Below are 17,760 nucleotides of genomic sequence, written 5' to 3'. Positions count from 1 at the left end.
CCCTTGTGATGGCCGGAACTACAGCCAGGTGTCCCCGCCGGTCCAGGTGAGGAAGTTCTCGAGCTCCGCCTGGGCCGGAGTGACCCGCGGATGTTCGGTGGACAGATAGCCACCACGGTAGAACAGCAAAGGCTTGTCTTGCAGCACTTCTCCCAAAGTCTGCACCCGGCCTATCGCGATGAAATGGTCGCCGCCGTCGTCGACGCGCTCCAGCGTGCAATCCACCCATGACAACGAGTGCCGGATGACGGGCAGGCCGAGAGGCGAGGGATCCCAGTCGATCCCGGCGAACTTGTCATCACCCGGTGCGCCGAATGCAGCACTGACGTCCTGTTGGTTGGTCGACAACACGTTCACACAGAACTTTCCGCTCTGCTCGATGACCTTCCAGCTGCGGGAGGTCTTCATCGGGCAGAACAGCACCAGTGGTGGATCGAGCGACAGGGCTGCAAACGACTGGCAGGCGAACCCCACTGGGACGTCATCGGTGGCCATCGTGGTGATCACGGTGACCCCGGTACAGAACTGACCCATGGCCGTCCGGAACTGCCGCGGGTCGAAATCAGCTGAACCGCGTGGATGAGGAGACATGTCAGGCGTTCTTGAATCCGATGGAGAAGTCGTGCCCCCAGAGACTGACCGCCGTGCTCTCGCGAGCCACCCAGTCGGTGTCGTCGACTTGCCTTCCCTCGCAGCCGAATTCGACGTCGAATCCGCCGGGTGTCTTCATGTAGAACGAGTACATCAGGTCGTTGACGTGACGGCCCAGCGTGGCCGACATCGGGACCTTCTTGCGCAACGCCCGGTCGTGGGCGAGGCCCACGTCATCGGTGTTCTCCACCTCGATCATCAGGTGGACGATGCCGGTGTCGTTCGGGATCGGCAGGAACGCCAGGCTGTGGTGACGAGGGTTGCAGCCGAAGAACCGAAGCCATGGCGGCTCGTCGCCCTGTTCCCGCCCGACCAGTTCCGGCGGCAGCCGCATCGAGTCACGCAGACGGAAGCCGAGCACATCGCGGTAGAAGTGCAGCGAGGCCGCGTCGTCGTCGGTGGTGAGCACCACGTGTCCCAGACCCTGCTCGCCAGTGACGAACTTGTGGCCATAGGGGCTGACCACCCGGCGATGTTGCAGTGCCACACCATGGAACGCTTCGAGGACATTGCCGCTCGGGTCCTCGAAGACCACCATCTCCACGACCTGACGGTCGGCCAGTTCTTCGTCCTTGCCTTCGCGGAAGACCACGCCGGCTGCCGACAATCGATCCCGGACTTCCTGCAGTGCAGCAGCGTTGGCACATTCCCAGCCGGACGACACCAGACGGTCGTGCTCTCCTGGGGTAATCACGAGGCGTGCGGGAAAGTCGTCCATGCGCAGGTACAGGGCGCCCTCCGTGGGGCCACTGCCCTCGGGCATACCCAGCACCTTGAGACCGTAGTCACGCCAGGCCGGCATGTCGGTGGCCTCGATACGCATGTAGCCGAGTGAACGGATCGGGCCAAGCGTTTCGGTCATCGTCGATCTGCTCCTTTGCGAGATGTCGGTGGTGAACTCAGACCATCGTGTCGCCGATAGGGATCCCGAATTCGCCGTTGCCGTAGGCGACGTAGGCCCGTTCGGCATCGTTGGCCGCGTGGACGCGGCCGGCATGGGCGTCGCGCCAGAACCGCTGGATGGGGGTGTCGTTGTCGAGGGCGTGGGCTCCCGAGTTCTCGAAAAGCCGGTCGATCGACGCGATGGCCCGGCCAGTTGCGCGGACCTGATCGCGACGGGCCTTCAACCGGAGTTCCATCGGGACTTCCTGTCCCGCGAGCAGCAGATCGTATTCGGCCTGCAGGTTGCCCGAGAGCTGGGTCCATGCCGCGTCGATGTCACTGGCGGCCTCGGCGATGCGAACCTTGGCGAATGGGTCGTCCTTCGCCTTCTCACCGGCGTAGGCGGCGCGCACGCGCTTGCCCTGATGCTCGACGTGTGCGGCGTAGGCGCCGTATGCCATTCCCACGATCGGCGCCGAGATGGTGCTCGGATGGATTGTGCCCCAGGGCATCTTGTAGACCGGCGCGGTGTTCTTCTCCAGGCCCGGAGCCTCGCCGGTGCTCATCGCCCGGAAGCTCAGCATCCGGTGGCTCGGTACGAACACGTCCTTGACGTCGATGGTGTTGGACCCGGTCCCCTTGAGCCCGACCACGTTCCACACGTCGCGAATGGCGTAGTCCTCGCGCGGGATCAGGAAGCTCACGAAGTCGACGGGTTTTCCGTTCTTGATCACCGGTCCGCCGAGGACAACCCAGCTCGCGTGGCCCGAACCCGAGGACCATGCCCACGAACCGTTGACCTTGTAACCGCCTTCGACCACTTCACCCATACCCATCGGGGCGTAGGACGAGGAGATACGGACTGAGGTGTCCTTGCCCCATACGTCCTCCTGCGCCTGCTGCGGGAAGAGAGCCAGGTGCCAGTTGTGGATGCCGATGATGCCCGAGACCCATCCGGTGGAGCCACACGCCGAGCCGAGCCGACGCACTGCCTCGTAGAACGTCACCGGATCGACCTGGTAACCGCCCCACTGCTCGGGCTGCATGAGCTTGAAGAACCCGATGTCCTCGAGCGACGCGATCGTCTCGTCGGGAATCTGACGCAGATCCTCTGCTTCCTGTGCCCGCTGTTCGATCTCGGGCAGCAATGCGCTGATCTTGTCCAGTACCTGCGCGCCCTCTTGGCTGCGGTCGCTCATCGCGCGATTCCTAACTCTCGTTCCACAAAGTCTTCTCCGGCAAGATTAGAACACGTTCTCATTTATGTCGAGTACTGCAGGTTTACCCCGATTCATGCCGTTTTGATCACTTCCCTGGCGAGTACCTGGCAAGTTTTGTAACATGTTCTAGTAAGCGGGAACGCTTAAACCACGCGGCCCGGCACATGCCGACCCACAGCCGGCATCGATGAACTAGGGAGCAGACATGACGAGTACGGAGTCGGAGTTGGAGCAGGGGGCCCGCCTGACAGCGGTTGACACCAGCGCAGACGGTGGCGCGGTACGCGAGATCGACACCGGCACGCCACCGACCCGATTCGCACGCGGTTGGCATTGCCTCGGCCTTCTTGCCGATTTCGACGACGGCAAACCCCATCCGGTCACCGTGTTCGGCACGAAACTGGTCGTCTGGGTCGCCGACGGCGAGCTCAAGATCCTCGACGCGTACTGCCGGCACATGGGCGGCGATCTGTCGCAGGGCTCGATCAAGGACGGCAACGTCGCCTGCCCGTTCCACGACTGGCGATGGAAGGCCAACGGGCGTTGCGCCGGCGTCCCGTATGCAAAGCGGGCACCCAAACTGGCCAAGACCCGTTCGTGGCCGGGCATGATCCGCAACGCGCAGATTTTCGTCTACAACGACCCCGAGGGCAACCCGCCCCCCGATGACGTGATCATCCCCGAGCTCGACGAATTGAACAGCGACCAGTGGACCGGCTGGACGTGGAACAAGATCGTCATCGAGGGTTCGAACTGCCGCGAGATCATCGACAACGTCGTCGACATGGCGCACTTCTTCTACGTTCACTACTCGTTGCCGGACTACTTCAAGAACGTTTTCGAAGGCGAGACCGCTGCGCAGTACATGAACTCGCATGGGCGTCCGGACGTCGACATCATGACGGCTTACGGTGACACCAAACTCGAGTCCATCGCCGCCTACTACGGTCCTGCCTACATGCTCAACCCGATGGTGCAGTACTACGGCGGCTATGCGATCGAGACGATCCTGACCAACTGCCACTACCCGATCGACAACAATTCGTTTGTCCTCATGTACGGCGTCATCGCGAAGATCCCCGAGGGACTCACCGCCGACCAGGCCGACAAGATGGCGACGAAGATCACCGCCGGTATCGAGGTGGGCTTCCTGCAGGACGTCGAGATCTGGAAGCACAAGAGCCGCATCGACAATCCGCTGCTGGTGGAAGAGGACGGTCCGGTCTACCAGCTGCGCCGCTGGTACGAACAGTTCTACGTCGACGTCGCCGACGTGACCGAGGAGATGACACAGCGCTACGAATACGAGATCGACACCACCAAGGCCGTCGAGAACTGGAACATCGAGGTCCAGGAGAACATTCGCCTCAAGGCCGAGCGCGAAGCCGCGAATGCCTCGACGCCCGAGACGGCTTCGGCCACGTGATCGCCGCCCCGTCATGAGCATCAGTTGGTCGAAGGCTCCGGATCTCAGCAAGGATCCGGAGCGCGGCCCAGCGGTTCGGGAAGCGACGTCGAGAGACAAAGAGCACTACCTACGGGGTGGGCTGCGGGAGATCGAATGCCGCACCTGCCACGCCTGCGTGATGGTCAAGAAGTACAGCCCCCACCACACGAGTGTCCAGTGGACGGCGCAGGCGCGAGAGCAATGTCCTGAACTCACCCGAATCCGGGCGGAAGGGGGAAACCCCGCAATGTTGCCGACATGCCCCCGGCTCTCGGCCAGCATCGATCACGGTGTGAGCGAAGGGATCATCCCCAAGGAATCACCCGATGTCGACCCGGACGGCTACTACTGACCCGGGCAACTCGTAAAGACAAGAACACCACTCGCGATCGATCGCGAGTGGTGTTCTTTGTCGTAACCCTCACTGTCCGTACGGACCGGGCCTCTGATTGCCCGAACCGGGCGGGCCGAAGTACGGCCCGGGCGCTTGTCCGTAGCCTCCGCCCTGTCCTCCGGGAGTACCGAACTGTTGCGGTGGACCGTAACCTTGCGGCTGACCGTAGCCCTGTGGCTGACCATAGCCTTGCGGCTGACCGTATCCCTGTGGCGACTGCGGACCGGACATTCCGGGTCCGGGCCGACTCCCCTTACCCGCCGCCAAGGCCAGATAGGTGGCGACGCCGGCAGCGATCAAGGTGATGAACGCGCCGAGGACCACAAGCCACAGTGCCCATCCCGCGTCCACCTCAGAGGTGTCGCCGGCATCGCCGTCGATGACAACACTGCCCGGGTCGGCGATGAACACAAGGGACACGATCACCGCGACCAGTCCCAGAACCGTCCCGGCGATGGCCGCGATCGCGGGATACCGGTTGATGATCAACGGAACAGCGGCACCGGCCAGCAAGAGCCCGATGATGATGGTGGCGATGCCCGGCGCACTGGTTTCGGCCTCTGCCTCGCTCTCGGCGTCGGCCACCTCACTCGAGTCGGCCGTGTCGTCGCCTGCGTCGATGGTCACCGAACCGAGGCCGCTGATCGACACGCTTCCCACACCGAAGTCCTGTGACGCCCAGGTGAAAAAGCTGAACAGCACGATCAGTAAGCCGCCGACGGCGAGGCGATGCCCGGGAACCTCACCGCGGAATTGGACGACCGGGGAGCGAGCAGTCGACCCTTGGCGGACGTCTGGCTCGGACCGGCGGCACCGACGGCCGACTGATAACCGGATTGCTGCGGCGGATAGCCGGGTCCCGGTTGATGGCCAGGTTGATAACCCCCCGGCTGATATCCCCCCGGCTGATAGCCACCGGGCGGCTGACCACCAGGACCCCCCGGCGGCGGGAACCCACCGCTGTTTCCGGATGGCGGACCGTAGGTCATGTTCTCCCCCTGATCAGTGCATCACCGACGCGCGGACGCACGCTCGGACCCCGATCGTAGCGTCCGGTGTTCCCGGAGACCGGGGTCCGCGAGTCAGCGGCAACGTCGGCGGCGAACTCTCACACGCCGGCGTTCGCGTCCTGCTTCTTCTTGAGCTCCAGGGCGATGTCGATCAGTTGGTCTTCTTGGCCGCCGACGAGCTTTCGACTGCCCGCCTCGATCAAGATCGCTGCGGCGGACACACCGTACTTCTCGGCGTGGCCCTCGGCGTGCTTGAGGAACGAGCTGTAACACCCGGCGTAGCCCATCATCATCGCGGGCCGGTCGACCAGGCATTCGGTGGGCATGACAGGCCGCACCACGTCCTGCGCGGCATCGGCGATCTTCATGAAGTCGATGCCGGTGCTGATGCCCAGCTTGTCGCAGACACCGACAAACGCCTCCACGGGCGTGTTGCCGGCGCCGGCACCGAAGCGGCGGACCGACCCATCGATCTGTTGAGCGCCTGCCCGAACGGCCGCAATGGAATTGGCGACCGCGATGTCGAGGTTCTCGTGTCCGTGGAAGCCGATCTGAGCGTCGTCCCCCAGCTCGGCACGCAATGCCGACACCCGATCCGACACCTGCTCGAGTACCAGTGCACCGGCTGAATCCACCACGTACACACACTGACAACCCGCATCGGTCATGATCCGCGCCTGCTTCGCGAGCACCTCGGGAGGCTGACTGTGCGACATCATCAAGAACCCCACGGTCTCGAGCCCCAACTCACGCGCCAACCCGAAATGCTGAATCGACACATCGGCCTCGGTGCAATGCGTCGCGATACGACAGATCTGCGCACCGTTGTCCTGGGCCGCCCGGATATCGTCCTTGATCCCCAGACCAGGCAACATCAAGAACGCGATCTTCGCCGTCGTCGCCGTCTCGACCGCCGCCCGGATCAACTGCTGCTCAGGAGTCTTCGAGAACCCATAGTTGAACGACGACCCACCCAGACCATCACCATGGGTCACCTCGATCACCGGAACACCCGCACCGTCGAGGGCGGCGACGATGTCCCGCACCTCTTGCTCGGTGAACTGGTGACGTTTGTGATGGCTGCCGTCACGCAACGACGAATCCGTGATGCGAATGTCCAGGGCATCGCTGTACTTGCGAGCACCTGCCATGAGATCTGCCGAATCAGCGAACATGTCAGACACCAACCTTTTCTGCCTTCTCGGCAAGCTTCTTCTTTGCGATCTCTTCGCCCACCTTCGTGGCGGCGGCGGTCATGATGTCGAGGTTGCCCGCGTACGGCGGCAGGAAGTCACCCGCGCCTTCGACCTCCACGAAGATCGACACCCGGGCCATCCCACCGTTGACCACGCTGGGCGGGTCGAACTGCGGCTCCTGCAGCAGTCGGTAACCCGGCACATATTGCTGGATTTCCTTCTCACGATCCAAGATCGCCTGAGCGATGGCGTCGGTGTCGGCATCCTCCGGAATCGCGCAGAAGATCGTGTCGCGCATGATCATCGGCGGATCGGCCGGGTTGAGGATGATGATCGCCTTACCCCGGTCGGCGCCGCCGATCGTCTCGATTCCCCGCGATGTGGCACGCGTGAACTCATCGATGTTCGCGCGCGTTCCCGGGCCGGCGGACTCGGACGACACAGACGCCACGATCTCGGCGTACACCACCGGCACCACGGACGAGACGGCGTGGACCATCGGGATGGTCGCCTGGCCACCGCAGGTGATCATGTTGGTGTTCGGCGCGTCGAGATGCTCCCGCAGGTTCGCCGGGGGACCACGGCGGGGCCGATGGCAGCCGGGGTGAGGTCCACCGCGGTGATGCCGGCCGCCTCGTACTTCGGGGCGTACTCACGATGTACGTAGGCCGAGGTGGCCTCGAAGATGATGTCGGGCTTCTCTTCTGACGCCAGGAGTTCGTCAGCCCCGCCCGCCATCGTGATGAGCCCGTGGTCGGCCGCACGCTTCATGCCCTCGGAGTCTGCGTCGATGCCCACCATCCAGCGTGGTTCGATCACCTCCGAACGCGCCAACTTGTACATCAGGTCGGTCCCGATGTTGCCCGAACCGATGATTGCTGCAGTGACCTTCTGTGCCACGGGTGGTGCTCCTAACCTCAGGTCTTGCCAAAGTTTGTGGTGATGTCTGCGGTGCTACGTGAAATCCAAGGTGACGCTGCCGAGTCCGGCGAACTGTGCAACGAAGTGGTCGCCCGACCGGATGTCGATCGCCCGGGTGGCGGTGCCCGGAAGGATGACGTCACCCTTTCGCAGGCGAACACCGAAGCTCTCGACCTTGCGCGCCAGCCAGGACACCGCATTGAGCGGATGACCGAGCACCGCGCTCGAGTTGCCCTCGGCGATCAACTCGTCGTTGCGGTGCAGGGTGGCGTCGATGTTGCCGGTGTCGATGTCGGAGATGCGGACGCGCTGTTCGCCCAGCACCCAACCGCACGACGACGCGTTGTCGGCAATGGTGTCGGGCAGAGAGATCTTCCAGTCGCGGATGCGGCTGTCGATCAGTTCGATCGAGGGAACCACCCACTCCACCGCTGCGATCACGTCCTCGTTGGTGCAGCCCGCGCCGGGCAGATCAGCGCCGAGGATGAAACCGACCTCGACCTCGACGCGGGGATAGCAGAACTTTGTGGCATCGATCGGGGTGTGCTCGTGATACTGCATCACGTCGAGCAGGTGACCGTAGTCCGGCTCGTCGACACCCATCATCTTCTGCATCGCCTCAGACGCCAGGCCCACCTTGTGGCCGGCGACCGACGCACCCGCGTCGAGCCGCCTGCGGATGTTGATCAGCTGGATCTCGTAGGCGTCGGTGACGTCGAGATCCGGCTGGCTCACCACCGGTGGATCGATGGCGACCGCGGTCGCCTCGGCCCGGGCCAGATCGTCGGCGATACGCTGACGTTCCTGGTCGGAAACGGTCACTGGTGGCTCCTCCTGCAGTACGAGCTGGGCACTGGAACGTGTTTCTGTTTTGGGGCTGTCAGGCACTCGCCAATGCCTTCCAGGCTGGTATAGCCTGCCATGGACGTGAGTTTATAACGTGTTCTACCTAGAGGGTAGAGCTCGGCAATGCGCGAAGGGGCAATGATGAGCCGTTCGGAAGAGATTCCTGGAGACGAGATCTTCGATGTGATCGTCGTCGGCGCCGGTGGCGCCGGTATGAGTTCGGCCATCACGGCCGCCGCTCATGGCCTCGACACAGTGATCATCGAGAAGTCGCCGTACTGGGGTGGATCCACCTCCCGGTCGGGTGGAGGTGTCTGGATCCCGAACAACCAGGTGCTCAAGCGTGACGGCGTCAAGGACGATCCCGAGGCCGCACGGACCTATGTCCGCGCCATCGTGGGCGACGGTGTGGCACCCGAGCGCATCGACGCCTACATCGACCGCGGCCCCGAGGCGCTCGACTTCCTGAGCGAGCACGCGCCCCTCGAACTGGAGTGGGTCAAGAACTACTCCGACTACTACCCGGAGGCACCGGGCGGCCGAGTGGGCGGACGCTCCTGTGAGCCCAAGCCGTTCGACTCCCGCAAACTGGGTGACGACATCAAGACCCTGCACCCCCCGTACAGCAAATCCCCCTTGAACGTGGTGGTGATGCAGTCGGACTACCGCTGGCTGAGCACAGGACTGCGTCACTGGCGCGGACCCCTGCGCGCGATCAAGGTCGCCACGCGGTTCGCCGTTGCCAAGCTGACCGGCAAACGACTGATCGCGATGGGCGCCGCCCTCACCGCGGAACTGCTTCTCGGAGTCCGGCAGGCCGGTATCCCGTTGCGCCTGAACACCGGACTCGTCGATCTGGTCACCGAGAACGGTCGCGTCGTCGGTGTGGTGGTGGAGACCGACGGCAAGCAGAGAACCATCCGTGCCCGGCACGGCGTGGTGCTCGCGTGTGGCGGCTTCGAGCACAACGAGGAGATGCGCCATAAATACCAGCGCGAACCCATCGGATCGCAGTGGACCACCGGCGCAGAGTCCAACACCGGCGACGGCATCAACGCCGGCCTGAAAATCGGTGCGGGCGTGAGCTTCATGGAAGACGCCTGGTGGGGTCCGACGATCCCGCTCCCCCGCGGGCCGTGGTTCGCGCTCTCCGAGCGAGCACTCCCGGGCAGCTTCATGGTCAACGACCGCGGCGAACGTTTCATGAACGAGTCACTGCCCTACGTGGAAGCAGTGCACCGCATGTACGGCGGCGAGTTCGGCCAGGGCGAGGGGCCAGGAGAGAACCTGCCGTGCTGGTTGGTGTTCGACCAGACCTACCGCAACCGGTACATGTTCGCATCGGTGTCGGGCCGTCAGCCGTTGCCCGGCAAGTGGTTCAAGTCCGGCGTGATCACCAAGGCCGGGAGTCTGGCCGAACTCGCGGAGAAGATCGGCGTGCCCGCCGACCGTCTGTCCCGAACCACCGAGCGGTTCAACGAGTTCGCGAAGAAGGGCGAGGACGAGGACTTCGGGCGCGGGGTGAGCCAGTACGACCACTACTACGGCGACATCACCAACAAGCCCAACCCCAGCCTGGGCCCCCTGAAGAAGGCGCCGTTCTACGCAGTGAAGATGGTGCCGGGCGACCTCGGGACCAAGGGCGGGATCAACACCGACGCTGCAGGCCGCGCTCTGCGCGCCGACGGGTCGATCATCGAGGGGCTCTACGCCGCGGGCAACACGAGTTCGCCGGTCATGGGCCACACCTATGCCGGACCAGGCGCCACCATCGGGCCCGCAATGGTCTTCGGATACCTTGCCGCACTGGACATCGCCGACAATGCTCAGCGGTCGCGTGCCGCCGGAGAGAAGGCCAGCTGATGCCCATCGATCCGTCGGTCGCACTCGGCGCCGAGGTCGGTCAGACCACATTCAGCTGGAACGCCTCCGACATCGCGCTCTATCACCTGGGCGTCGGCGCAGGAGCAGACCCGCTGGACGCGAACAGCCTTCGGTATCTGCACGACGCCGAACCGAAAGTGCTGCCCACATTCGCCACCGTCGCCGCGAGCTTCCACGAGACCGAGCCACCGAAGGTCTCGATGCCCGGCATCGAGATCGACCTTGCCGCAGTGGTTCACGGTTCGCAGGAGGTGACCGTGCACCGCCCCATCCCGCCTTCGGGTTCGGCCACCACACGTACCACCATCGCCGAACTCCAGGACAAGGGCTCGGCCGCGGTCATCGTTCAGGAGTCGACGACGATCGACGACGCCGGTGAGCCGCTGTGGACTGCGCGTTCGGCCATCTTCGCCAAGGGCGAAGGCGGATTCGGCGGCGAGCGTGGGGTCTCGGACAAGGTGGCCTATCCCGACCGCGAACCGGACCGGACGATCGAAGAGAAGACGCTCCCGCAACAGGCGCTTCTCTACCGACTCTGCGGCGACCGCAACCCGTTGCACTCGAGTCCGGAGTTCGCCGAGATGGCGGGCTTCCCCCGGCCGATACTCCACGGGCTCTGCACGTACGGAACAGTGTGCCGGGCTGTCACGGACACGATGCTCGGCGGAGACGTGGACCAGATCGAGCGATATGCGGCGAAGTTCGCCGGTATCGTCTTTCCGGGTGAGACTTTACGAATCAAGGTGTGGGAAGACGGATCTCGCCTTCTCATCTCCGCATCCGTGGCCGAACGCGACGAGGCACCGGCTCTGGGGAACGTGGTGCTGACGAGGCGCTGACGGCCCATCTGCTGATCGCGGGCGGGACTGCCGGACAGGTCCGCATCGCGATCGGTGGCCAGCACCGACAGCTCGGTTATACCGGCAACAAGAGTTGTAAAGCGTTGTCAGGCAGCGCTCATGAAGATGGCAACGAGCCCGACGATGACGGCGACGAGCGACGCCAGCATCGTGAGCACACGCCATGCGCGCAGCTTGACCGCCGAGACGTCGTTGACCTGAGTTGAGGCCATCGGATTCCCTCTCATGTGGGTGTGGCCGGACCCGGCTGGGTCGGTCGGTACCAGCAAGCTCACTGTCGAGTTACCAGTGTTGTTAATGTGACATAAGAGACAGTCGATGCGTGTGTGCCACACCGTGGGATCGTGATAACGATTACACAACACGAAGGTGTGTTTAGAACACGTTCCACTCGACTACTTTGAGTGGATGAAGACATCTGTGGGGGCGTCGCCGAGCGATTCGGGAGCAGACGAGAAGTTCGGACTCCGAACCGTCTGGCTGATCTTTGTGGTGTGCACCGCCGTCTCGATGGTCGTGGCTGCGATGGCCGCGTTGAACACCGCGATTCCCGAGATCGCTCCGGACATCGAGGCGACTTCGAACCAGCTGACCTGGCTCATCGACGGATACACGCTGACCCTGGCCGCCCTGCTGTTGCCGGCGGGCGCTCTGGGCGACCGATATGGCCGCCGCCTGGCTCTGGTCGGTGGTCTCATCATCTTCGCCATCGGCTCCCTCCTGCCGGTGTGGATCAATGATCCGAACCTGTTCATCGCCTCGCGCTGTTTCACCGGTGTGGGTGCCGCCTTTGCGATGCCGGCGACCCTGTCGCTGATCACCTCCGGGGTGCCGGAGTCCAAACGACCACTGGCTGTGAGCATCTGGGCCGGCGTGGCCGGAATCGGGGCAATCGGCGGATTCTTCGTCACCGGGATATTGCTTGAGTTCTTCGACTGGCATTCGATCTTCATCGCGTTCGCCGTCGCAGCAGGAACCACCGCTGTGCTCTCGTGCACCATCCCGACATCTCGCGACTCCACCTCGAAACGCTTCGATCTGATCGGCTCGATCAGCTCTGCGGCAGCCATCGCGCTTGTCGTGTTCGGTCTCATCGAGGCTCCGCACCGCGGATGGGTCAACCCGCTTGTCATCGCCGCACTGGTCGGCGGTGTCGCCCTGATCGGGGTCTTCTGGATGCTTCAGACGAGGCGGGCCCAGCCCCTCCTCGACGTCACGCTGTTCCGCAACCGGGCCTTCTCAGCCGGCGCCTTCAGCATCATGCTCCAGTTCCTGGTCGCCTTCGGTGTGTTCTTTGTCCTGCTGCAGCGGTTGCAGTTGGTGTTCGGCTACTCCCCGTTGAAGTCGGCCGTCGCGATGTTCCCCCTTGTGGTGGTCGTGATGATCTTCTCGTTGCTGGGCAACTGGGTTGCGGTGAAGATCAATCTGCGTGCGATCCTGGCGGTCGGCACCTTCTTCATGGGCGTGGGCGTCATCATGTTGGGCGTCATCGACCACACCGAGTACCGGACGATCGCGGTGTCGCTGGTTGTCATGGCGGCGGGTCTGGGTATCGCGACCGCGCCGTCCACCACCGGGATCATGGTGAACACCCCTGCCGACAATCAGGGAGTCGGCTCGGCGGTCAACGACACCGCTCGAGAACTGGGCTCGGCGCTCGGAATCGCCATCGCCGGCAGCCTGTTGGCCGCCGGCTACACGAGAGATGTTCAGCCGACCGCTGATTCGGCCCAGAACCAGCTGACCCAGGCCGCGAGTCAATTGCAGGCGGCCGGCCAGGCGGAACAGGCGCAACAGGCCACCTCTGCTGCCGGTTCCATCGGCGAACACATCACGCGCACACTCGCCGAAGCGCTGCAGGTTGCTCAGGGCATCGCGCCGCGCCAACCCGAACTCGCGGCGCAGATCTCCGAGGGTGCAAAAGAGGCCTTTGTCGGACCGATGAACACCGCCTGCATCGTTCTCGGCGCGATCGGAATCGCCGGTGCGGTGTTGTTGGCCATCTTCACCCCGAAGGCGATGGGCGGGCAGGACGCCACGGTGGGCGAATTGCCCACCGAGCACCCCGCCACCGCGGCTGCGGCCAAGACCTCGACCGACTGACCGGGCCCGGGTTAACGGGCCACTCGTCGCCGCTGAGGACTAGACCGGCGTGCCCGTCGCATCCAGCGCAGCCTGCTTGGCCCATCGGTAGTCCGCCTTGCCGGCCGGCGTGCGCTTGATCTCGTCCACCACCACCAGCAGCCGCGGGATCTTGTACCCGGCGAGCATCGTTCGGCAGTGGGCCTGGATCTCGTCGAGATCGGGCTCTAGAGCGTCGGGACGAATCGCGACGACCGCAGACACCTTCTGACCCATCCGCTCATCGGGTGCGGGAACAACAAGCGCGTCCGCAACAGAGGGGTGTGCGTGGAGGCACGCCTCCACCTCCTCGGCGAAGACCTTCTCGCCTCCGGTGTTGATGCACTGCGACCCGCGGCCCAGGAACACGATCGTCCCGTCGGCCTCCACCTGTCCCATGTCGCCGAGCACAGCCAGACGCGTCCCGTCGGGCAGTGTCGGGAACGTACGTGCCGACTTCTCCTCGTCCCGGTAATAGCCGAGCGGGACCCTGCCGATGCGGGCGATCATGCCCACGTCTCCGGTACCGGGTTCGATCACGTTCAGCTTCTCGTCGACCACGGTCATCTTCGAGGTGGGTGGCATCGCAAGCGTGCCGTCCTCGCGGACTTCGAAGGCACCGTCGTTGCCGGTTTCCGACGCTCCGAAGTTGTCGCGCAGCAACAGGTCCGGCTTGGCGGCCAGCATCTTCTCCCGCACACCCACCGACCAGATCGCACCGCCGGAGGTGATGGAGAACAGCGTCGACATGTCGACCTCGTCCTTGAGTTTCTGCATCGCGTCGGCCAAGGGGGAACCCATGCCGTCCCCGACGATCAGCACCACATTGACCTTGTCGGCCTCGATCGACCGCACGACCTTCTCCGGATCGAAAGCACGCATCAGCACCAGTCTGGCGCCCAAGGTGAGGAAGGTGAACAGTGAATACAGGGCTGCGCCGTGCATGAGTGGCGCCGCTATCAAGAAGGACAGACCGGGGAATTCCTTGGCTGCAGCGCCGATCTCGGCAAGGTCCTTGCGGGGTTTGTCCTCGTAGGGATTGCCGCCGGACAGGGGCTTGTGAAAGAAATCGTCGTGTCGCCACATGACGCCTTTGGGATATCCCGTTGTTCCGCCCGTGTAGAGGACCCACAGCTCATCGCCGGTCCTGGGCTCGAAGTCACGCGCCTCCGACTGACCCGACGGATCGAACAACCGAACGTCGACGCCCGCGTCCGCGGCGGCCACCGACAGCTGTTCGGTGATCACGCCGATCACGAAGATCGTTCGCAACGTCGGGATCTGGCCGACGATCGTGGCGAGATTGTCCTGGTGCTCGGCTTCCTCGACCACGATCGCAACCGAATCGGAGTTCTCGAAGATGTAGAGCAGCTCTGCCGGTGTGTATCGGTAGTTGATGTTGATCGGTACGGCGCGGATCTTGATGACGCCGAGGATGGTGGTCACGTGTTCCACGCTGTTCTTGAGGAACAACGAGACATGCTCGGCCGCACCGACACCGGCTGCGGTCAGCATGTGGGCCACCTTGTTCGATTCGACCTCGAGCTGTCGGTAGCTGTGGTCGACGCCCTCGTAGGTGAGCGCCACCGTGTCCGGAACCGCGTCCGCCACGGTCTCGAAGACATCCGCCAGATTGAACCCCATCGCGCAACTCCTAAGCTGTGAGTACCAAACCACTTGTGGGAACGCCAGTTCCGGCGGTGACGACGACCTTACTGGCACCGGGAACCTGATTGACCGACTTTTCGCGAAGCTGCCGTACGGCCTCGGCGATGCCGTTCATCCCGTGGATGTACGCCTCGCCGAGCTGGCCGCCGTGGGTGTTGAGTGGCAACCGTCCGCCGACCTCGAGCGCGCCGGGTTCGCGGACGAAGTCCTTTGCCTCTCCCCTGCCGCAGAAGCCCAGTTCTTCGAGCTGCATCAACGTGTACGGCGTGAAGTGGTCGTACAGGATCGCCAGATCCATGTCGTCCGGACCGAGTCCGGACTGCTCCCACAGCTGCCTGCCGACCAGACCCATCTCTGGAAGACCGGCGAGCTCGTCACGGTAATAGCTGGTCATGATGTATTGGTCGTTGCCACTCCCCGATGCCGCACCGGCGATGACGGCCGGCGGATGGGGCAGATCCTTGGCCCGCTCGGCCGAGACCACGACAAACGCCACGCCACCGTCGGATTCCTGACAGCAGTCGAGCAGATGCAGCGGCTCGGCGATGTACCGCGAGTTCTGGTGGTCCTCAAGGGTGATCGGCTTGCCATAGAAGAACGCGTTCGGATTGACCGCTGCATGCTTGCGGTCCACCACCGAGATCCGGCCGAAATCCTCACTCGTGGCGCCGTACTCGTGCATGTATCGCTGAGCGACCATGGCGACGAACGCGGCAGGGGTGCTCAACCCGTGCGGGTAGCTGAACGCGTTGTCGGTGCCCGAGGAGTTGTCCTGGGCCACCAGCGAGGTGTTCACCTGACCGAACCGCATTCCCGACCGTTCGTTGAACGCCCGGTACGCGACAACGACATCGGCGACACCGGTGGCCACGGCCATGGCTGCCTGCTGCACCGTGGAGCAAGCCGCACCACCGCCGTAGTGGATACGCGAGAAATACTTCAGCTCGCCGATCCCGGCAGAGCGCGCGACCGCAATCTCGGTGTTGGTGTCCATGGTGAACGAGACCAGGCCATCGACGTCGGAGGGTGTCAGACCTGCGTCGGCGATTGCCGCGGTGACCGCCTCGGCTGCGAGCCGCAACTCGCTGCGACCGGAGTTCTTCGAGAAGTCGGTGGCGCCGATTCCGGCGATCGCTGCGGCGCCGGACAATTGACCGCTCATCCGGCAACCCCCGCTCGACTCGTTTCAGGCAGTGCGCCGGCGACGGTGCGATCCATCACCAGTGACACCTGCGAGGTGATGTGCTTTCCAAGGCTGTCTGTCCCGACCACCTCGACGTTCACCAGACCGTCGGCGACCGAGGTGACGGTCCCGGTCAGCGTGAGGGTGTCGTAGGCGTACCAGGGCACGCCGAGACGCAGTTTGATCGACCGGATCTGCGCTCGCTGACCGGCCCAATCGGTGATGTATCGCTGCACCAGACCGGTGTCGGTGAGGATGTTGACGAAGATGTCTTTCGACCCCTTCTGATGCGCGAGGTCGCGATCGTGGTGCACGTCCTGAAAGTCCCTGGTGGCCAATGCGGTCGAGACCACGAAGGTCGGAGTGGCCTCGATCGTCAGTTCGGGGAGCATGTCCCCCTCCTTGACGTCGGGAGGCGTGGCGGGCGGTACCACTTGTGTACTCACGACTGTTCTCCTGCTTTCGCGGGCTGCCAGGCATAGAGCGTCCATGCCTGGGTGTCTCCGTCCTCACCTGCCGGGAAGTCGATGAACTCCACCTGTACCGGGTAGCCCACCTCGACCTGCGCCGGGTCGACCCCACGGAGCTCTCCGAGCATCCGCACCCCCTCGTCGAGTTCGACGAGAGCGATCACAAACGGCACACGTCGTCCGGGCACCTGCGGTGCATGGTGGACCACGTAGCTGTAGACGGTGCCCCGGCCCGACGACACCACGTAGTCGGTGGTCTCGCCCGTCGGCTTCCACAATGCGGGCACCGGTGGGTGCTGCAGCGATCCGTCGGCACGCTGCTGGATTCGGAGTTCGTGCGCACGCACGCCGTCCCAGAAGAACAGCGTGTCAAGGGATGGCGTGGGTCGCATCATCTTCGCCGGCTCGAAGTCGTCTGTGTTCGACCCGAGAGACGAGATGACCTCGCCCGCAGCCTGTTCGGGCGCCGGCGATTCTGCTGGCAGCGACTTTTCGGCGGGGCGGAACTTGAGGATCCGGAAATCCATCTCGGCCACCACCTCGTCGCCGACCTTCCAGATGTTCTTGGTGGTGAAGAACCAGCCTTCGCCCAGCGCGGTCTGCTTGGGGCCGACGACGTCGGTCAGCGCAGCCTCGATGGTGACGTGCTCACCCGGACTGGTGTAGCGATGGTAGGTCGAGTCACAGTTGGTCGCGACCACCGACGAGTAGCCCGCCTGATCGAGTATCTCGGTGACCTGGCCGAGTGGATCGTCCTCGGCGCGCACGCCTCCGAGGCCCCGCATCGTCCACACCTGGGCCATTGCCGGAGGCGCGACAACGCCGTCGTGGCCTGCCGCACGGGCTGCTGCGTCGTCGGAGTAGATGGGGTTGGTGTCGCCGAGCGCCTCGGTCCAGTTGTTGATCATCGGGGTGTTGATCGGATCGCGACCTGAGATGGGCGCACTGGTACCGGCAGCGCGGACCGCGTCGGTGGCCGCGATGATCGCGGCTGCATCAGATGCCAT

Annotated in this window: 16 protein-coding genes and 1 pseudogene; 5 read left to right on the top strand and 12 right to left on the bottom strand. The window is 64.0% G+C overall.

Going from position 1 to position 17,760, the window contains the following annotated elements; genetic code table 11:
- Nucleotides 1-18: 18 nt before the first annotated feature.
- Genes hsaB through hsaA form a run of 3 tightly spaced genes read right to left on the bottom strand, consistent with a single transcriptional unit; the run spans nt 19 to nt 2,732 of the window.
- A complete protein-coding gene (gene hsaB / locus MVA47_RS08605; RefSeq protein ID WP_247207486.1) occupies nt 19-591 on the bottom strand; it encodes a 3-hydroxy-9,10-secoandrosta-1,3,5(10)-triene-9,17-dione monooxygenase reductase subunit in 573 nt (190 codons plus the stop codon).
- 1 nt (nt 592) lies between these two features.
- Entirely contained in the window at nt 593-1,513 is a 921-nt protein-coding gene (gene hsaC, locus MVA47_RS08600) for an iron-dependent extradiol dioxygenase HsaC (protein ID WP_023957356.1), read from the bottom strand.
- Nucleotides 1,514-1,550: 37 nt separating this feature from the next.
- Nucleotides 1,551-2,732 (bottom strand): 3-hydroxy-9,10-secoandrosta-1,3,5(10)-triene-9,17-dione monooxygenase oxygenase subunit, encoded by a 1,182-nt coding sequence (gene hsaA, locus MVA47_RS08595; protein WP_062795325.1) that lies wholly within the window; start codon nt 2,730-2,732, stop codon nt 1,551-1,553.
- A gap of 226 nt (nt 2,733-2,958) precedes the next feature.
- On the opposite strand from hsaA, the gene MVA47_RS08590 reads away from it, so the two are divergent.
- The gene (locus tag MVA47_RS08590; protein WP_099381396.1) at nt 2,959-4,179 is read left to right on the top strand and encodes a Rieske 2Fe-2S domain-containing protein; all 1,221 of its coding nucleotides are present in this window, start codon (nt 2,959-2,961) and stop codon (nt 4,177-4,179) included.
- Nucleotides 4,180-4,192: 13 nt separating this feature from the next.
- Complete coding sequence (locus MVA47_RS08585; RefSeq protein WP_099381395.1) at nt 4,193-4,552, top strand: hypothetical protein; 360 nt, start codon at nt 4,193-4,195, stop codon at nt 4,550-4,552.
- A 69-nt stretch (nt 4,553-4,621) separates the two neighbouring features.
- On the opposite strand, the gene MVA47_RS08580 is transcribed toward MVA47_RS08585, so the two are convergent.
- From MVA47_RS08580 to MVA47_RS08565, 4 genes and pseudogenes are all read right to left on the bottom strand, one after another.
- The gene (locus MVA47_RS08580) at nt 4,622-5,254 is read right to left on the bottom strand and encodes a hypothetical protein (protein ID WP_247207485.1); all 633 of its coding nucleotides are present in this window, start codon (nt 5,252-5,254) and stop codon (nt 4,622-4,624) included.
- Between the two features lie 448 nt (nt 5,255-5,702).
- Complete coding sequence (gene dmpG / locus MVA47_RS08575) at nt 5,703-6,779, bottom strand: 4-hydroxy-2-oxovalerate aldolase (RefSeq protein ID WP_247210673.1); 1,077 nt, start codon at nt 6,777-6,779, stop codon at nt 5,703-5,705.
- A 1-nt stretch (nt 6,780) separates the two neighbouring features.
- Nucleotides 6,781-7,700: pseudogene (locus MVA47_RS08570) on the bottom strand (acetaldehyde dehydrogenase (acetylating)).
- A gap of 54 nt (nt 7,701-7,754) precedes the next feature.
- The gene (locus MVA47_RS08565) at nt 7,755-8,543 is read right to left on the bottom strand and encodes a 2-keto-4-pentenoate hydratase (RefSeq protein ID WP_247207484.1); all 789 of its coding nucleotides are present in this window, start codon (nt 8,541-8,543) and stop codon (nt 7,755-7,757) included.
- Between the two features lie 165 nt (nt 8,544-8,708).
- Here MVA47_RS08565 and kstD point away from each other — a divergent pair, with 165 nt between their 5' ends.
- Nucleotides 8,709-10,430, top strand: a complete 1,722-nt coding sequence (gene kstD / locus MVA47_RS08560) for a 3-oxosteroid 1-dehydrogenase (protein WP_247207483.1) — start codon at nt 8,709-8,711, stop codon at nt 10,428-10,430.
- The gene (locus MVA47_RS08555) at nt 10,430-11,290 is read left to right on the top strand and encodes a MaoC/PaaZ C-terminal domain-containing protein (RefSeq protein WP_247207482.1); all 861 of its coding nucleotides are present in this window, start codon (nt 10,430-10,432) and stop codon (nt 11,288-11,290) included. Before kstD ends, MVA47_RS08555 begins: the two co-directional genes overlap by 1 nt.
- 107 nt (nt 11,291-11,397) lie before the next feature.
- On the opposite strand, the gene MVA47_RS26690 is transcribed toward MVA47_RS08555, so the two are convergent.
- Nucleotides 11,398-11,523 (bottom strand): hypothetical protein, encoded by a 126-nt coding sequence (locus tag MVA47_RS26690; RefSeq protein ID WP_255283862.1) that lies wholly within the window; start codon nt 11,521-11,523, stop codon nt 11,398-11,400.
- A 196-nt stretch (nt 11,524-11,719) separates the two neighbouring features.
- On the opposite strand from MVA47_RS26690, the gene MVA47_RS08550 reads away from it, so the two are divergent.
- Nucleotides 11,720-13,414, top strand: a complete 1,695-nt coding sequence (locus MVA47_RS08550; RefSeq protein ID WP_247207481.1) for an MFS transporter — start codon at nt 11,720-11,722, stop codon at nt 13,412-13,414.
- A 39-nt stretch (nt 13,415-13,453) separates the two neighbouring features.
- On the opposite strand, the gene MVA47_RS08545 is transcribed toward MVA47_RS08550, so the two are convergent.
- Genes MVA47_RS08545 through MVA47_RS08530 form a run of 4 tightly spaced genes read right to left on the bottom strand, consistent with a single transcriptional unit; the run spans nt 13,454 to nt 17,760 of the window.
- Nucleotides 13,454-15,076 (bottom strand): AMP-binding protein, encoded by a 1,623-nt coding sequence (locus tag MVA47_RS08545; protein ID WP_247207480.1) that lies wholly within the window; start codon nt 15,074-15,076, stop codon nt 13,454-13,456.
- A gap of 10 nt (nt 15,077-15,086) precedes the next feature.
- On the bottom strand, nt 15,087-16,262 hold the full coding sequence (locus MVA47_RS08540) for a lipid-transfer protein (protein ID WP_247207479.1): 1,176 nt from the start codon (nt 16,260-16,262) through the stop codon (nt 15,087-15,089).
- Complete coding sequence (locus MVA47_RS08535) at nt 16,259-16,675, bottom strand: MaoC family dehydratase (RefSeq protein WP_247210671.1); 417 nt, start codon at nt 16,673-16,675, stop codon at nt 16,259-16,261. The genes MVA47_RS08540 and MVA47_RS08535 overlap by 4 nt, the downstream gene beginning before the upstream one ends.
- A 50-nt stretch (nt 16,676-16,725) precedes the next feature.
- Nucleotides 16,726-17,760 carry a bifunctional MaoC family dehydratase N-terminal/OB-fold nucleic acid binding domain-containing protein gene (locus MVA47_RS08530; RefSeq protein ID WP_247207478.1) on the bottom strand — a complete coding sequence of 345 codons (1,035 nt, stop codon included), beginning with the start codon at nt 17,758-17,760 and terminating at the stop codon, nt 16,726-16,728.

Source organism: Williamsia sp. DF01-3, assembly GCF_023051145.1.
Classification (GTDB): Bacteria; Actinomycetota; Actinomycetes; order Mycobacteriales; family Mycobacteriaceae; genus Williamsia.
This window is presented reverse-complemented; position numbering and strand designations above follow the sequence as displayed.

What these genes read in the sequence shown, in the direction of transcription:
- hsaB (WP_247207486.1), bottom strand. Translation starts at nt 591, where the DNA reads ATGTCTCCTCATCCACGCGGTTCAGCTGATTTCGACCCGCGGCAGTTC.
- hsaC (WP_023957356.1), bottom strand. Translation starts at nt 1,513, where the DNA reads ATGACCGAAACGCTTGGCCCGATCCGTTCACTCGGCTACATGCGTATC.
- hsaA (WP_062795325.1), bottom strand. Translation starts at nt 2,732, where the DNA reads ATGAGCGACCGCAGCCAAGAGGGCGCGCAGGTACTGGACAAGATCAGC.
- MVA47_RS08590 (WP_099381396.1), top strand. Translation starts at nt 2,959, where the DNA reads ATGACGAGTACGGAGTCGGAGTTGGAGCAGGGGGCCCGCCTGACAGCG.
- MVA47_RS08585 (WP_099381395.1), top strand. Translation starts at nt 4,193, where the DNA reads ATGAGCATCAGTTGGTCGAAGGCTCCGGATCTCAGCAAGGATCCGGAG.
- dmpG (WP_247210673.1), bottom strand. Translation starts at nt 6,779, where the DNA reads ATGTTCGCTGATTCGGCAGATCTCATGGCAGGTGCTCGCAAGTACAGC.
- kstD (WP_247207483.1), top strand. Translation starts at nt 8,709, where the DNA reads ATGAGCCGTTCGGAAGAGATTCCTGGAGACGAGATCTTCGATGTGATC.
- MVA47_RS08555 (WP_247207482.1), top strand. Translation starts at nt 10,430, where the DNA reads ATGCCCATCGATCCGTCGGTCGCACTCGGCGCCGAGGTCGGTCAGACC.
- MVA47_RS26690 (WP_255283862.1), bottom strand. Translation starts at nt 11,523, where the DNA reads ATGGCCTCAACTCAGGTCAACGACGTCTCGGCGGTCAAGCTGCGCGCA.
- MVA47_RS08550 (WP_247207481.1), top strand. Translation starts at nt 11,720, where the DNA reads ATGAAGACATCTGTGGGGGCGTCGCCGAGCGATTCGGGAGCAGACGAG.
- MVA47_RS08545 (WP_247207480.1), bottom strand. Translation starts at nt 15,076, where the DNA reads ATGGGGTTCAATCTGGCGGATGTCTTCGAGACCGTGGCGGACGCGGTT.
- MVA47_RS08540 (WP_247207479.1), bottom strand. Translation starts at nt 16,262, where the DNA reads ATGAGCGGTCAATTGTCCGGCGCCGCAGCGATCGCCGGAATCGGCGCC.
- MVA47_RS08535 (WP_247210671.1), bottom strand. Translation starts at nt 16,675, where the DNA reads ATGCTCCCCGAACTGACGATCGAGGCCACTCCGACCTTCGTGGTCTCG.
- MVA47_RS08530 (WP_247207478.1), bottom strand. Translation starts at nt 17,760, where the DNA reads ATGGCATCTGATGCAGCCGCGATCATCGCGGCCACCGACGCGGTCCGC.